General features: G+C 44.4%; 17 protein-coding genes. 5 read left to right on the top strand and 12 right to left on the bottom strand.

The genetic code is table 11. From position 1 onward, the window contains the following. Window positions 1-2: 2 nt before the first annotated feature. The 9 genes from J6I44_RS14895 to J6I44_RS14855 form a co-directional block, all read right to left on the bottom strand. Window positions 3-275, bottom strand: a complete 273-nt coding sequence (locus J6I44_RS14895) for a PAAR domain-containing protein (RefSeq protein ID WP_265766947.1) — start codon at window positions 273-275, stop codon at window positions 3-5. 297 nt (window positions 276-572) lie between these two features. Then, entirely contained in the window at window positions 573-2,321 is a 1,749-nt protein-coding gene (gene vgrG / locus J6I44_RS14890) for a type VI secretion system tip protein VgrG (protein WP_265766946.1), read from the bottom strand. Between the two features lie 4 nt (window positions 2,322-2,325). Further along, window positions 2,326-3,003, bottom strand: coding sequence for a CIS tube protein (locus J6I44_RS14885; RefSeq protein WP_265766945.1), 678 nt, complete (start codon window positions 3,001-3,003; stop codon window positions 2,326-2,328). Beyond that, on the bottom strand, window positions 3,003-3,170 hold the full coding sequence (locus tag J6I44_RS14880) for a DUF5908 family protein (RefSeq protein ID WP_265766944.1): 168 nt from the start codon (window positions 3,168-3,170) through the stop codon (window positions 3,003-3,005). Before J6I44_RS14880 ends, J6I44_RS14885 begins: the two co-directional genes overlap by 1 nt. 7 nt (window positions 3,171-3,177) lie before the next feature. Beyond that, window positions 3,178-3,618, bottom strand: a complete 441-nt coding sequence (locus J6I44_RS14875; protein WP_265766943.1) for a phage tail protein — start codon at window positions 3,616-3,618, stop codon at window positions 3,178-3,180. An 11-nt stretch (window positions 3,619-3,629) separates the two neighbouring features. Further along, on the bottom strand, window positions 3,630-4,061 hold the full coding sequence (locus tag J6I44_RS14870; protein WP_265766942.1) for a phage tail protein: 432 nt from the start codon (window positions 4,059-4,061) through the stop codon (window positions 3,630-3,632). 47 nt (window positions 4,062-4,108) lie between these two features. After that, window positions 4,109-6,076 (bottom strand): phage tail sheath C-terminal domain-containing protein, encoded by a 1,968-nt coding sequence (locus J6I44_RS14865; protein WP_265766941.1) that lies wholly within the window; start codon window positions 6,074-6,076, stop codon window positions 4,109-4,111. A 24-nt stretch (window positions 6,077-6,100) separates the two neighbouring features. After that, window positions 6,101-7,156 carry a hypothetical protein gene (locus tag J6I44_RS14860; protein WP_265766940.1) on the bottom strand — a complete coding sequence of 352 codons (1,056 nt, stop codon included), beginning with the start codon at window positions 7,154-7,156 and terminating at the stop codon, window positions 6,101-6,103. Beyond that, window positions 7,143-7,736, bottom strand: a complete 594-nt coding sequence (locus J6I44_RS14855) for a Pvc16 family protein (RefSeq protein WP_265766939.1) — start codon at window positions 7,734-7,736, stop codon at window positions 7,143-7,145. The genes J6I44_RS14860 and J6I44_RS14855 overlap by 14 nt, the downstream gene beginning before the upstream one ends. Window positions 7,737-8,078: 342 nt before the next feature. Here J6I44_RS14855 and deoC point away from each other — a divergent pair, with 342 nt between their 5' ends. The 5 genes from deoC to J6I44_RS14830 all read left to right on the top strand — a co-directional run bounded on the left by deoC (window position 8,079) and on the right by J6I44_RS14830 (window position 12,876). Further along, a complete protein-coding gene (deoC, locus tag J6I44_RS14850; RefSeq protein ID WP_265766938.1) occupies window positions 8,079-8,972 on the top strand; it encodes a deoxyribose-phosphate aldolase in 894 nt (297 codons plus the stop codon). Between the two features lie 159 nt (window positions 8,973-9,131). Beyond that, complete coding sequence (locus J6I44_RS14845) at window positions 9,132-10,658, top strand: aldehyde dehydrogenase family protein (protein ID WP_265766937.1); 1,527 nt, start codon at window positions 9,132-9,134, stop codon at window positions 10,656-10,658. A 117-nt stretch (window positions 10,659-10,775) separates the two neighbouring features. Beyond that, a complete protein-coding gene (locus J6I44_RS14840; RefSeq protein WP_265766936.1) occupies window positions 10,776-11,393 on the top strand; it encodes a transposase in 618 nt (205 codons plus the stop codon). Between the two features lie 27 nt (window positions 11,394-11,420). Then, window positions 11,421-12,290: an aldehyde dehydrogenase family protein gene (locus J6I44_RS14835; RefSeq protein WP_265766935.1), complete on the top strand. Its 870-nt coding sequence runs from the start codon at window positions 11,421-11,423 to the stop codon at window positions 12,288-12,290. 4 nt (window positions 12,291-12,294) lie between these two features. After that, entirely contained in the window at window positions 12,295-12,876 is a 582-nt protein-coding gene (locus tag J6I44_RS14830) for an SPOR domain-containing protein (RefSeq protein ID WP_265766934.1), read from the top strand. Between the two features lie 70 nt (window positions 12,877-12,946). Here J6I44_RS14830 and ychF read toward each other — a convergent pair whose 3' ends face one another. From ychF to nusB, 3 genes are read right to left on the bottom strand one after another with little or no spacing between them, the layout of a single operon-like run. Continuing rightward, entirely contained in the window at window positions 12,947-14,041 is a 1,095-nt protein-coding gene (gene ychF / locus J6I44_RS14825; protein ID WP_265766933.1) for a redox-regulated ATPase YchF, read from the bottom strand. 31 nt (window positions 14,042-14,072) lie between these two features. Beyond that, entirely contained in the window at window positions 14,073-14,738 is a 666-nt protein-coding gene (locus J6I44_RS14820) for a metallophosphoesterase family protein (RefSeq protein WP_265766932.1), read from the bottom strand. A 27-nt stretch (window positions 14,739-14,765) separates the two neighbouring features. Further along, window positions 14,766-15,221 carry a transcription antitermination factor NusB gene (gene nusB / locus J6I44_RS14815; protein WP_265766931.1) on the bottom strand — a complete coding sequence of 152 codons (456 nt, stop codon included), beginning with the start codon at window positions 15,219-15,221 and terminating at the stop codon, window positions 14,766-14,768. Window positions 15,222-15,235 lie beyond the last annotated feature (14 nt).

Below are 15,235 nucleotides of genomic sequence, written 5' to 3'. Positions count from 1 at the left end.
TTTTACCCTATTTGGACGGTCGGCTCTCCTAAGACAGCGGTAGCTCCGCAACCACTGACATCACCCACCCTCAAGGCCGGCTTCCCTCCAATAAATACCGTTGTACTACCCATCGGGAACGGTGATGAAGGTGGATGGGGTGGAACAATAGGACATACATGCAGATCTGTGGCTACGGCTGCAGGCATTCCGCCGATGAATACCGTAGGCACCCCGGGACCCGCAACCGTCCCGCCGTGATTTGATACGTCTCCAACTCTAACTGCTGATGGCATTATAACCTCCCTCTTTGTTGTTAAAATTGTTCATAATAAAATGCTTTTTATATGCTGTTTAGTGGTTAAAAAAATCATTCTGTTTTTCCAGAAATTTGCAAAATCTATGAACAGTAATTTTCAATCCTCCTGCCCTCCTTCTCCAAGGAGGAACTCATAGTTCCTAAAGAGAACCAGCTCACCGTACATAAAGTAACCTCGCCCCAAGTCCCTCTTGGAGAAGAGGGATTTAGGGAGATTGAGCCTTTTATCAAAAGAGATTAACTCACATTTTTGCTGATAGATATGTTCTTATTTTTAATTAATTTGCACTATAGAACCTTTTAAAACGGCCGTTCCGCTCGTTGAAACTTCAGCTCCGGCACTGCCCTCAGCCTTGAACTGTGCACTGGCTTTCTGTTCTACATTCACTCCTTCAATATTCACATTCCCACCTGCTTTGAGGACAATATCAGCTGCACTTTCCAGGCTAATACCATCGGAACTCATCGTTACGGTATTTCCATTTTCATCCTCCAACATTATGCTGCCCTCATCATCGCTTAGCGTAATTTTGTTACCGTTGGGGGTTTCCAGGGCAATACTTTTCTTCTCGTCATTAAACCAAAGTCGCAGCTCTTCCCGTGTAACAAATCCCTTTTCATGATTATCATCACTTCCCTGGGCCGGAGCTGGCTTGGCGCTGCTATTCATCATGCCAAGAATCACCGGATCCCGGGGATCATCATTAATAAATCCGACCAATACTTCATCCCCGATTTCCGGTCGGAAAAAGGATCCCCTGTTTTCCCCGGCATCAAGTGTAGAAACGCGCGTCCAAATGCCCTCATGCTCAGCATCCAGGACGGGTAACTTTACCAACACCCGATCTTCTCCGGCGGGATCATCCTGCAACTGGGTAACCACACCGACCTGAAGGCCATTAACGGCGGGCAACAGTCCCGATGCCGGTTGCTCAACGACGTCATTCTCTTTGTAAAACCAGCGCGGGGAAAGCCCGAATTCGATATCGGTGACCCAGCGGTCAGTAGAGTAGTTTTGCCGAACTCCCGATACGAATACTTTGCCATTGAACCGCTCCCCCATACCCGCCAGCTCTATAGTATCAAAAGGTTTTATTTCCGGATACCCTTTGCAGCGAACGCGACCCCGAATTTTTGCCAACCGACTCTTTAGCATAGCGGCATCCGCCCAAGCCTGCAGTTCTGTCTCCCCTACTTGCCCACTATGCCGGTAGGAGACTGATTCTGATCCAATAACATCTGCCAATTCTTCTTCACTGATATTGCCCGCCTGCTGTAGCGTAGGCGCTTCTGCCTCCGATTCAACGACTTCCTGGGTAGTATAATCCCACGACGACGAAGAAATCGCCTTCTGTTGGTCCCGGGCATCCATCTCAGCTTCAAAATCGAGGATGGTAGCCCCATAAGTCAGTGTTAAGGTGGAATCCTCAAGTGATGGCTTTTGCACGATCAACGTTCCATCATCCGCTAACACACACTGGCTGTTCATCTCAGCCCTGGCCAATAAAAAATCCCAGTCGGTCGCATAATACTGAACCATCTCCTTATGAGTTTCAGAGGTATTTTCCACCTCAGCCGTCAACCCATAGGCGTCGATCAACTCTTCGAACACTTCGCTGTCAGTCACTTCGGTGAAATACCGATTTTGACGTCCGTTGGTCATTTTCACCGCTTCATCCTTGCATTCTACCGTAAGCATCGAAGGCCGACCGTCTCGGGCTTTAATACCGTGCTTAATAACGATTCCCTTAAAAATGGATTTATTTTCATTATGATAGCCGGCTTTTATCTCGATGATAGTGCCGGGCTTAAATAAATCCGTATTGCTGAGGGGGAAATCCTCCCGGGCCGGATCGCCGTCTTTTAGCGTAAGCTCGGCGTACGAAATCCGGTTGATGGACTTGGAAACAGTGAAAGAAAAGACGTGATACTTCTTGGGCAGCTTAGTCCCGTCGGAAAGGACCTCAAATGTTGGAAAGTCCGTCGGTCGATCAGCCGGTATGGTCCGTCTTGTTTCGGGCATATACTTAATCTGTTAAAGGTGGAAAATAGATTTCTTGTCCGGCCTCAAGGTTTCTGAAATTTGTAAGACCATTAGCAGCAGCAACTTGAAGATAATATTTAGAATCTCCATAGATCCGGTAGCACATTAATGGCAAGGTGTCTCCATCCTGCACAGTTCTCCGGTGGGTTAAATCCGGTGAGCTGTCGGACTCTTCGGCAGCTCTCAACTCATCTTCTTTAAATTGACCAAAGGTAGTATTTAGTTTCGCCCGAATTGGGGTTCCATCCGGTTTAAAGAGGGTATATTTTACCGAAGCCGATTTCAAGACACACTTAAAAACGAGAGTGCCCCATGATATTCTTAAATAGCGGGGGCGATGTTCATCACCTTTATAGTTGTAAGTGACATCCAAAAATTCAATCACTTTATTTGGTACGTTAACTACTTCACCCGTCGCGCCCGTACCATCGATCATAAATTCAAGCGACAGATCTTCGGGAGTTATTTTCTTAAAAGTCTGATCACTCCCCGAGGTACCCATCCCCTGCGAGCTGTCACTATCAATGTTATACTTAAGCGTATATTCCTGTGGATTAAACATTACATTAAACTCCTTATCCTTCTGGTCGTATGTTGCGTCTTTGAAGGATATAATCTTGAGCTTAACTAATTCTCCGGTATTGCTGTTAGCTGGTGGCATTAGCGCTCCCGTTTTTTTTCTAATATATTAAGCATCTGTTCTACCGACTTTTCTATGATCTTATCTTCGGACTTCTGTGATTGTCGGGAAGAACCGGCATCGGTTCCATCTCCCGAATGGGGATCCACAACTGCTTTGATAACTAATTCTCTTATCTCTATAGGCATCAGTTATTTATGTTGATTTAGTAAAATATTTATAAGCTAACTCAATGGTATCTATCATGACTTCATTTTTCTCAGCATTAAGATTCGAAACCGACCATTTGACGGGATAAGCCCCTACAAAATTCCAGTTCAACAATGGCTCTGTCGAAGCATTTAGTAAGGTGACCCTGACCGTTATTGGATCGAATTCAAAATTTTCGATCGCATTACGAAACCAGTCTATCAGTGCCGTCCTGGTTACCAGTCCCCGTTTTAAAACCAAATTCGAATATTTGGCTGGGTTCGGTAGCCGATGGGCAAAGCGATTTTCGCCCCCTTCTTTCAGCTCCTCGACCCCAAGTTCTGAGTTTAACCCAGATACCTCCTGGAATCGAAAATCATTAGCACCCAGATCATCTATCCCATTAAACTCTACTAAGAAAAAGAATCCTACAGCCGGATCTTGCATAGCACCTCTTGCTATTCATTTTGAATGGCCAACCCTTCGTGGGCAATTTCCATGCTTTCGATGGCTACCTCATTCCCGGAAGCCTTCAGACCCGGTCCCTCAATTTTAACCGGGAATGCATTTTTGACCTTCCAGACCATCACCGGTTCATGCTCTTCGTTTAGCAAGTTGATGATTAAATCACGACGCTGAACCTTATTTAGATTAGTCGTATTAAGCCATTCATAAAACTGGTTATCACTCGGTACTATACCCCGCTTTAATGTTATATTGCCATATTTCTGTAGCCCAGGCATTTTTCGGGTAGAAAACTCCGGGCTGGCTCCGTCTCGATATTCAATAACCTGGCTCTCGATATTTAATCCCGAGACTTCCGAAAAGCTTACGCTCTCTCCTCCCCACTCTACGGTAAAATGGAATACTGGTAATGGATTCGTTGGCATAATATTTACCTCTTTGAATTGATAATGATAATTTTAGAAATAGCTAATTACGCTTCCTGCATCTTGTGCGAAAACTTCAGGATAATGAATTCGGCCGGGCGGACGACTGCCATCCCAATCTCTACTTTCATTCTGCCTTCTAAAATATCCTGCTGGGTCATCGTAAGTCCAAGCCCGACTTTCACAAAGAAAGCCTGATCGGGTTTGGCACCGGCCAAGGCCCCATCTCTCCAAAGCTGAGTCAGGTAATTTTCGATCATGGTTCGCACCTTCACCCAGGTGTTGGCGTCATTAGGCTCAAACACGGCCCAGTAGGTCGATTTTTTCACGGACTCCTCAACCATGTTAAAAAAGCGGCGAACCGGCACATACCGCCATTCGTTATCATTACCGGCTAATGTCCGTGCGCCCCAAACCATATGACCTTTTCCTGTAAAAGTTCTCAACGCATTAATCGACTTGCCTGCGGTTACATCTACATTCAAATCTTGCTGGTCGAAGTGGTCGATCTTCCGGTTAAATCCAATTACACTGGATATACTTACATTTGCCGGCGCCTTCCATACCCCTCTTTTGCTATCTACATCAGCATAAATACCAGCTATGGCCCCACTTGGGGGTAACAGTGCAGAATCTTGATTTAACGTGGTGAACACATTTTTTAATGGTGGTAACTGTATTCGCAGGCTGGTTTCCTTCTGGTCTTCCAGCGTATGAGCTTCCTCCAGAATATCTTTTACAGCACTTACAATACTATAAAAGACTTCCGTCACGATGGATTCAATATCCAGCATATTCTGAATCTTTTTATCAGAATCCGAACCATCTGTTGTAAACGGGGTGTCATTAGTGGGTGTGCCATCAAAGCTACTGTTCCAATCAGCATATTCCCAGGTAAGCTCATCCCAGCGTGGAAAATCCGAATGGATAAGCGAATTTGCACTATTGTCGATAGCCACCAGCCGATCAATTTCGGGCTGCACACTGCCGGTTACCAGATTCTTTGCGTAGGTAAGTACAGGATCACTTATATCGGTATCGTGAATAGGCTGATCTAAAAATGTATGTGCAACTTCATAAACGTAATCTACCGCATCCACAAAGTCAGGGCGGACATTAGACGCAGCCTCTCCCCCGGTTACTTTATTTTTAAATGCGGTAATAAACTGCTCGTAACCCTCTTCAAGCGTATCAATCGATTTTGATTGTAAGAATGTATTGAGTTCGCTTTCAAGCATCAGGGCACTATCAACCACATTATTCAACTCATCTATCAATGTTTGCACATCGGTGTCATCCGTCATACTCTTCCAATTAACCGTAGAAGAAAACTTCTTGACCTTCCCCTTCACATCCCGATACTTGAGATTACGCCCAAGATTAGCTTTAAGATCCGGGTAGTAGGCAGCTCCATACTTTAGATTTTTACTTCCAATATTCTGCCGAAAATCATCGGCGTCGGTGTCGATACCATCCTTATCCAGCACATCACAAATTACAAACCGATCCTTTAGCTCTTCGCATTGAGCCAAGGCATCTTGCTGTAAATTTCCCAGATCAGTTTTAGATAGTTTTGTTGCATCAGGGAAGGTGAATAAAGTAGGCTCATCAAATTTCTTGACTGCAGCAATTCCTTTTTCAAAATCAGCTTTGACAGGAGTTTTATTAAAATCTCCGATTGAAACGATATAGCAATCTCCCCCACCATTATCGAAGTACAGCCGCAGAGAGTCGTACATGAGATAATCATCTTCGATCTCATAGTTCATAACCGAATTATCTCCATTTAGGTTTACCGATTTTACATTAACCGGCGGAGCTCCCCCGAATTTCTCCTGGTATTCAACCATGGAGCTTATTTTAAATGGTTCAAGATGCAGATCTCCGGCATTTTTATTCTTAGCTTGCTTAGTATACCCGATAAAAGCTGGAATAGCGGTTTCTACTTCCGCCACTGAGGGCGGAAATATCGATATCTCTTCAACATAAACGTCTGGTGTTTTATATGTAGGCATTAGACTATCGGTTTGTGGTTGTCATTAGATATATAAATAAACTTCTGAGTAAAATTTGTTGATATTGGCCTCATCCCTTCTAAGCATATTTTGTCTCGGATTGGGCAACCCATCCAGAACTTTTCGGTTAGAAGTGCTAAACTTTTTCCTCAGGCTCAGCGAGTCGATCCCCTCCTGGGAAAGCGGAATCTCCTGATCTGAAATAAATACGGAATAGTTACTGGGATAGCTTCCGGAGGTATCCTGCGTAAAAGTATAGCTTCCGTTTTGAATGCCCGGATCATCTAAATCGGCCCCACTCTTATTTACGATAATATATTTCCAGAAGGTGCTTCGCTTTTGGAAGGCCAGCTGATAGTTTTGAGCCTCAACAAAATTATTGTCATCCAAAAATTGATAAGTGGAAGGCACCTCGTTGGAATGGAAGACTTCTATAATCCCAAATACACCTGCCATCTGCTCTGTTCCCGCGGAATAAAATAACTCCTCTTTACTGCCATCAATCCATAGTTCTGCACGTCCGGCCGGGTAGTTCGATAAATCAAATTGGAAGTTAAACACCCCTTCTGTATTTGAAACCTGCTGTTTCTCTTCAATACCCAGATCGGGAAATACCAGGCGGGCGGTTTTCTGTATCTCTGTACCCGAAACTGCATAACGGTAGTTGCCAGACTCAAGATCAAGTTGATCTCCTGCTGTCACATGATCCGAGGCAAAATGCAAATATTTTATCCCTCCATCGATATTGGACTGTAGGTTGTTAAAGTAGTAGATTGTTTTCCCAACCTCATGAAATGGCAAATCGGTGTAATTAAGAAAGTCAGGCTGCTGCTGGTGTAGCAAGAACTGATATCGGGCCGGTTTCTCGGGCGAACGAAGTAACTCTACATCACCTCCACCTGCAGGAATAACTTCCCCAAGAACGGAAAATCCCGAAGGGTTTTTCCTGAACAGAAGCCCATGATTACGCAATTGCCGGACCGTATCTCCCGCCGGTGTTATCCTAAAATCAGCCGACTGATTGTTACGGTAGTAATCGTGGGAAATTTCAAGTTGGAATAATGATTCATAAAGTGCCATAACCCGATTTTTTCTCCCCTTCTATGTTAATCTCTTTTATTGGTAACACATCCCCTTTAATTTCTTCATCTTCTACTATCAGCGCTCTCACCTTATATAAAACTGACGGCATATGTTTAGCCCCCAGCGCTCCCCACAGATGGTTCATCTGTTCGAAGCTCATGGTTTGAAGATCAAAAACTAACCGGTCAAGAGAGGGGTCAAGCGAAGGATAGGTTGTTCGGTCAAAGACATTCCGGCTTTGAAAAAAACGAATGACATGACTTATCGCCTTAAGCGCCTCATCATATTTCCCAAAACGAGCTACAAACAGCAAAAACAGGTTAAGTTGAATCTCCGGATTATATTTCCGGTATCCATTTTCCTGCTTAAGGTGGGGCTTTTGGGCTTTCCGAACTTTTTCTTCTTCGATGTTGACCAGTGTTATACCAACACTGTCGGATTCAATACCTACTTCCCCATTTTGTTCTACAACATTACCTAGTACAACCTTGTCGGTATTGTCATTATCCCCGGCTTGTTGTTTAAGGTAGAAATCCAGCTGTTCCTGGATAAATGTCAATGAGCGTTCTATTATCATATCCCTCTCTCTCCATCAACTTAAATTCAATCCCTTTGTATTAAACTGTTTCAAACATGAGATAATTTTTTCTTTTTTCAAAGCAGTTTATTAAAAAAAGTTAACTTTTTTGTTCTTCGGTAAAATTCAGGCGGAATTGGATACTACATGAATAAGGATCCTTTCTTTTGGTGTCACCCTAGCAGTCAATCCAGATTTAATTGACTTGTGTCCATTCTTTTTTTTGTGAGGTTTTTACCACAACATTTCTACACAGATAACACTTGGGGGAATAACCAAGGAATTATTACCTTTTGATAGACCTTAAGCAAAAGCAGTAACCCAATATCTAACACTTTAAATATGCCGGATTTCAGTGAAACCATCCCCATAGATCAAGTCGGTATTAAAGAACGCGTAGCGCGTCTGAATAGTCGTAGCATTAAAAAGGAGTCCAAAATAATGGCCCTCAAAATGGCTCTGAGTATGGTTGATTTAACTACGCTTGAAGGCATGGATACCCCGGGTAAGGTTATACAGTTGTGCCATAAGGCCAAGGAACCATACGCTGATATGCCTGACCTTCCTACCGTTGCCGCCGTCTGTGTCTATCCCAATATGGTGAGCGTTGCCAAGAAAGCGTTGCGCGGTACCGACATAAACGTTGCCAGCGTTGCTACTGCTTTTCCAAGTGGCACAGCAACCCTTGATGCCAAGCTTAAGGAAACTCGCCAGGTCGTAGCGGATGGGGCCGATGAAGTGGATATGGTTATCTCTCGTGGTAAATTCCTCGCAGGCGACTACCAATACGTCTTTGATGAAATAGCAGCAGTCAAAGAAGCCTGTGGTGGCGCACATCTAAAAGTCATCCTGGAGACCGGGGAGCTGCAGACACTCGAAAATGTACGCAAAGCCAGTGATCTGGCGATGCATGCCGGAGCTGATTTCATCAAAACTTCAACCGGCAAAGTACAGCCGGCAGCTACGCAGCCTGTTACGCTGGTCATGCTGGAGGCCATCCGGGACTTTTATTATGAGACCGATCGAATGGTTGGCATGAAACCAGCGGGCGGAATTCGCAAAGCAAAGCAAGCCATCCAGTACTTGGTTTTGGTGAACGAGACGTTGGGAGCAGACTGGCTTACGCCCAACTATTTTCGATTTGGAGCCAGCTCCCTTGCAAACGATCTTTTACTTCAAATTGTAAAACAAGATACTGGTGTATACCAAAGCAAAGATTATTTTTCTAATGATTAGTTAACTGCAGAGCCGCAATGGATCCGCAAAGATCGCGACGTTATTCTCAATAATGAGTTATTTCGGCGTGTTGTAAATAATTTGTAATCATAGCGAACTCCTGCGATAACTCCGCGTATTTTGCGGTTTATTCTTAATTCACAAATATCTTTTAAAAAAATGGCTGACGAACAACAATCCACCCAAGAAGTTGAGCAGGCAGAGGATGCCTACAAACCATCTTCTCCTACTTCGAAACTTAATTTTGAGGGTCCATGGCAGTATGACGAGGCCCCGCAGAGCAACGATCATATCGAAATTAAGGATCAATACGATCTCTTTATTGATGGAAAATTCCAGAAGCCTGCCAAAGGTCGATATTTCTCGTCTGTCAACCCGGCTACCGAAGAAGAGCTTTCTTCTATAGCCGAAGCCACCCAGCAGGATGTAGACAAAGCCGTAAAAGCGGCCCGTAAGGCCTATGTTAAAATATGGTCCACCATGGATCCGGCTGAACGGGGTAAATATATTTTTCGGCTGGCACGTCTTATCCAGGAACGGGCCCGCGAGTTTGCCATCATTGAATCGATGGATGGAGGAAAACCCATCCGTGAGTCCCGGGATGTTGATATCCCCCTCGCTGCAGCTCATTTTTTCTACTATGCCGGCTGGGCTGATAAACTTGAGTACGCCTTCCCGGGCAAAAAGCCCGAGCCGCTGGGCGTAGCGGGACAGATTATTCCCTGGAATTTCCCCCTGCTTATGCTGGCCTGGAAGATAGCCCCAGCCCTTGCCACCGGTAATACCGTTGTATTAAAACCTGCCGAGACAACATCGCTTACGGCCCTTAAATTTGCTGAACTTTGTCGTGATGCCGGACTCCCCGAAGGAGTAGTCAATATTGTTACTGGTGCCGGACAAACGGGCTCCCTGCTTGTTAATCACGAAGAGGTGGATAAAATTGCTTTTACCGGGTCTACCAAAGTGGGCAAAATTATTATGGAATCGCTGGCCGGGACGGACAAAAAATATACCCTCGAGCTGGGTGGCAAAGGACCTAATATAATCTTTGAAGATGCTCCTATTGATCAGGCGGTTGAAGGCATCATCAATGCTATCTTTTTTAACCAGGGGCACGTCTGTTGCGCAGGCTCCCGGCTGTTGGTACAGGAAGGTATTGCCGACCGTGTCATTCAGAAGCTTCACGATCGTATGGAAACCCTCATTGTCGGTGATCCATTAGATAAAAATACGGATATCGGAGCCATCAACTCGGAGCAGCAATACAAAAAAATCAATCAATATTTAGAGCTTGGTGTTAATGAAGGTGCCGAGATGTATCAGAGCTCCTGTGACCTTCCGGAAAAAGGGTATTACTGCCGCCCTACCCTCTTTTCCAATGTAGGTCAATCGAATCGTATTGTCCGGGAAGAAATTTTCGGTCCGGTTCTAACGATACAGACCTTCAGGACGGCTGAAGAAGGAATAGCGAAAGCCAATAACACGCCTTATGGGTTAGCCGGTGGTGTCTGGACCGATAAAGGATCAAAGATATTCAAGGTAGGCAGCAAAATCCGTAATGGGGTTGTCTGGGCCAATACGTATAACCAGTTTGATCCCACATCGCCTTTCGGCGGGTACAAAGAAAGCGGCAAAGGCCGTGAAGGTGGGCTCCACGGATTGTATCCGTATGTAAAATTGAAATAGAACACAGATGATGCCGATGGCACAGATACACACAGGTTTAATCAGTTTTTATCCTATTATTTTTTGGTAATCATAATTTTATGAGACGGACGCGGTCCGTCTCTACAGAATTAATTTTTGGAAAAATATAAAGACAAATATCGATCTGATTCCCTACGGTTACAAGGATATGATTATTCTTCGGCCGGATTATACTTTATTACGATCTGTACTAAGAATCGTATTTCTTGCTTTGGAAAGGTTGAGAATGGGCGTATGAATCTCAATGCAGTAGGACATATTGCTGCTGATGAATGGCAAAAGACTGCCAAGATAAGAGATAGAGTAATATTAGGAGAATGGGTTGTCATGCCCAATCATTTACATGGCATTATTTATTTAAAACCAACGGAATTGGACAGCAATTGTAGAGACGCATCGCATCATGCGTCTCAGAATAAAACAGATGGATCTATGGTACAGACAGGTGACGGACGCGGACCGTCTCTACCTGATGGAAAAAATAATCATGGCTACAAAAATGAATTTGGGCCACAGCGAGATAATATTTCGTCTATTGTTCGCGGTTTTAAATCATCTTGCACCAGAAAAATACGAACACAATCTTATAAATCCTTTGCTTGGCAAAAGGGGTTCTATGATCATATTGTTAGGAATCAAAAGGCGTTGATTAAAATTGAAGAATACATACGGGAGAATCCGTACCGATGGCACAAAGATAGATACTATTGCTAAATTTTTAAGTCTATAAATTGGAGAATTATGTCAGATCGTATTGAAGTTTTAAAAACCTACAAAACATATATCGGTGGGAACTTCCCGCGTACCGAATCAGGTCGCTATTATAAAGTATATGATGGGGATGATCAAATCCTGGCCAATGCTTGCCAATGTTCACGTAAAGATGTTCGTGATGCTGTCGTAGCGGCTCGTGATGCTTTTGAAGGCTGGAGTAACCGAACGGCTTACAACAGGGGACAAATTCTATATCGTATCGCAGAGATGCTCGAAAGCCGAAAAGCCCAGTTCATTCATGAACTCGAAACCATTGGCTATAAAAGCAAACAAGCAAGATCCGAAGTGGATGCCTCCATTGATCGCCTGATTTATTACGCCGGCTGGTCGGATAAATATCAGCAAGTGTTTGGGAGCATCAATCCGGTGGCCAGTTCGCACTTCAATTTTTCACTGCCCGAGCCTACCGGCGTTGTCAATATCTGGGCTCCTGAGAAACAGCCGCTGTTGGGACTCATCTCCGTCATTGCCCCCGTCATTGTCGGTGGCAACAGCTGTGTGGTCTTGGCCTCAGAGCAATTTCCCCTGAGTGCCATAAGTTTTGCCGAAGTGCTCAATTCTTCTGATGTGCCGGGCGGCGTTGTCAATATCCTAACCGGTTATCGCGAAGAGCTGCTCAAACATATGACCTCGCATATGGATGTGAATGCTTTCTTTTATACCGATCCGGATATTCCTCAAGAACAGCAGAAACAAATTGATAAAAACGGGGCTTTAAACTTAAAACATATTATTCGAAAGCCTGTTGAAGATTGGCAGGATAAAGAATCAAAATCTCCTTATTTTATTACTGAATTTCAGGAAATTAAAACAACTTGGCACCCGGTCGGACTTTAAGATTATGAAAAACATTTCGCTTTTAATCCTATGTCTAACGACTCTTCTACTCAGTTCATGCGGTACGGTCCAAAAATCAAGCTCATCGGGTCCCTCAGGTGGCGATAGCCCCGATTCTGGAACTCTTACAGAAGAAGAGGCCATGGCTTTGGAACAGCTGCTGGATCAAAACAGGAATCATTTGGCTGACTTACAGCGTTCAGAGCAGCTGGAAATTCCCCGCGCCTTCCTAAAAGAAGATACTACCAGCTCAACTACTGATAACAATCCCTACCGGGGTTACCGAATACAGCTTATCTCTACCCGTGACATCCAGCGGGCTGATACTACGGCCGAAGGATTCAACCAGTGGATCACTGAAGAGATGCCCAACTATCGGGCTAAATCTTATATCAGCTTTAAACAGCCCTACTACAAAGTGCATGTCGGGGACTTTCAAAGTCGGACCCGGGCCATACAGTTTACCCAGGCTGTAAAAAAGAGATATCCGGATGCATGGATCGTTCCCGATGAAATCAATCCCGGAAGTGTTCCAGCAGATACGGTTTCATTCGAGATGAAAGAAGATAAAGAAGTGAGTCTGTAATAACCTGTTTTATTAACCGTCGGACGGCCTAACAGCCATCTGACGGTCTATAAAAATTCTATCGGGATGATTATACATTAAAACGGAAGAGCATGACATCGCCATCCTGAACAATGTAATCTTTTCCTTCCTGGCGCATTTCACCCGCATCTTTAACGGCCTTCTCGGATCCCAACTCTTTATACGTTTCATAGCTAACAGTCTCGGCACGGATGAATCCACGTTCGAAATCACTGTGAATTACGCCCGCAGCTTCCGGTGCAGTAGATCCCTTGCGAACGGTCCATGCCCGGGATTCCTTTGGTCCGGAGGTAAAATAAGTAATCAGTCCCAGTTCTTCGTAAGCAGCCTGAATAAGTCGATCTAATCCCGCACTGGAAATCCCCAACTCTTCCAGGAAAAGCTGTTTTTCATCCTCGGGCAGCTCGGCAATCTCAGACTCTATCTTTGCACAAAACGTTACGACTTCATCCTCAAATTCAGCCGCAATCTCCCGGACCTCATCTACCCAGTCGTTCCCGGAATCGAGATCATCTTCTGAGACATTGCAGGCATATAGAACCGGCTTTTCGGAAAGCAAAAACAGTTCACGGTAGGCTTGTCGTTCTTCCTCAGAAACCTCGTATGTACGTGCTGCATTACCCACTTCCAGATGCTCTTTTAAGCCTTGTACAATTTCAAGCTTGCGGACATCCTCTTTGTCTCCACTCTTGGCAGCTTTCTTGAGGCTTTCCAGCCGCTTCTCCACGGATTCAAGATCTTTAAGGATAAGCTCATCCTCGATGATGTGAATATCTCTTTGGGGATCTACATCGCCCTCCACGTGGATGACATTTTCATCCTGGAAACAGCGCACTACATGCACAATGAGATCTACCTCCCTGATGTGTGACAAGAACGCATTACCCTTCCCTTTACCTTCGGAGGCCCCTTTTACCAGGCCGGCAATATCCACAAATTCTACACTGGTAGGAATCTTTTCTTTGGATCCGACAATTTCGTGCAGATTGTCCAGTCGCTCATCGGGCACCGGCACGACCCCTACATTGGGATCGATGGTACAGAAAGGAAAGTTCGCCGCATCTGCTCCGGCATCACTCAAGGCATTAAAAAGGGTGGATTTTCCAACATTAGGTAATCCAACTATTCCACATCGTAAGCTCATGAAAACTCAGTTACTAAAATTTTAAAATTAATTAATCGATACAATCCTGTTGAATGAACTCTTTCTCGGGCAGCTTGACGGCCGTAAGCTTTCCATAACCTCTCCGGTTATATACACAGCCGGTATCAATGCCAATCATTTGAGACTCATTGGTAGGGCTTGGGCGTGGTGTATGCCCAAAGACGACGGGCTTCTCCCAGGGCTTTTTTGCCGTGTTCAAATGCGAACGCTCCCACAAAAATTGCTGTACTTGTTTCTCATCCAGGATTGACTCACTAATGGTTTTGGATGGCGATAAGCCCGCATGAACAAAAAAGAAGTTGGGGGTATCGTAGTAAAACTCCGTAGATCGATAAAACTGGTCGTGCTCATCCGGAAGGTTAAAGCGTCGGCTGTCAACTTTATAAGAGCTCACGGTGGTGTCGCCTCCATTCATCAACCAGAGATGCATCTCCCCCTTGTCAATGGCATCGAGCATCATCTGCTCGTGGTTGCCCCGTAAAAAGATGCAATCGACCTGCTTTCTAAAGTCAAGCAAAAAATCCACCACCTGCTTTGAGCCCGGTCCCCGGTCTATATAGTCTCCTACAAATACAAAAGTGCGATCATAAAAGCCGTCTAATTTATTAATCAGGGCCTTCATTGTTTGGAAACATCCATGGATATCTCCTATCGCTATGTATTTTTGCTTGTCCACGCTAATAAACCCAATACTTATTTCTCATTAGAGAGAGGTTTCAATACGTCCCCGACCTTTTTTCTGGATGCGACCGTCATCCTGAAGCTGTTTTAAAGCAGAATCGAGAATACCATTAACAAAATTCCCGGATTTCTGTGTCGAGAACTTTTTAGCCACTTCAATAGCTTCGTTAATAGTTACCTTGGTAGGAATCTGCTCAAAATATAAAAATTCTGCAATAGCCAGCCGCAACACCATCAAGTCTACTTTATTTAACCGCCCAATGCGCCAGTTATTGATATGAGATTGGATAACCTCATCAATGGTTTCCTGGTTATTGACAACTTTTAAAAAAAGTTTTTCTGCAAATGAAAAGGTATCACTGTTGTTAATCTTAGGCTTTATGACGGACCGAATGATCTGAGTCCATTGCCCTTTACCTATTTCGTTGGCGTAAAGCGCTTGTAAGACTGCCTTTCGTGCTTCTCTTCGTTGAGACATATAATATTTTAAAC

Origin of the sequence: Fodinibius salsisoli (genome assembly GCF_026229185.1) — a bacterium.
GTDB classification, from domain to species: domain Bacteria; phylum Bacteroidota; class Rhodothermia; order Balneolales; family Balneolaceae; genus Fodinibius; species Fodinibius salsisoli.
This window is presented reverse-complemented; position numbering and strand designations above follow the sequence as displayed.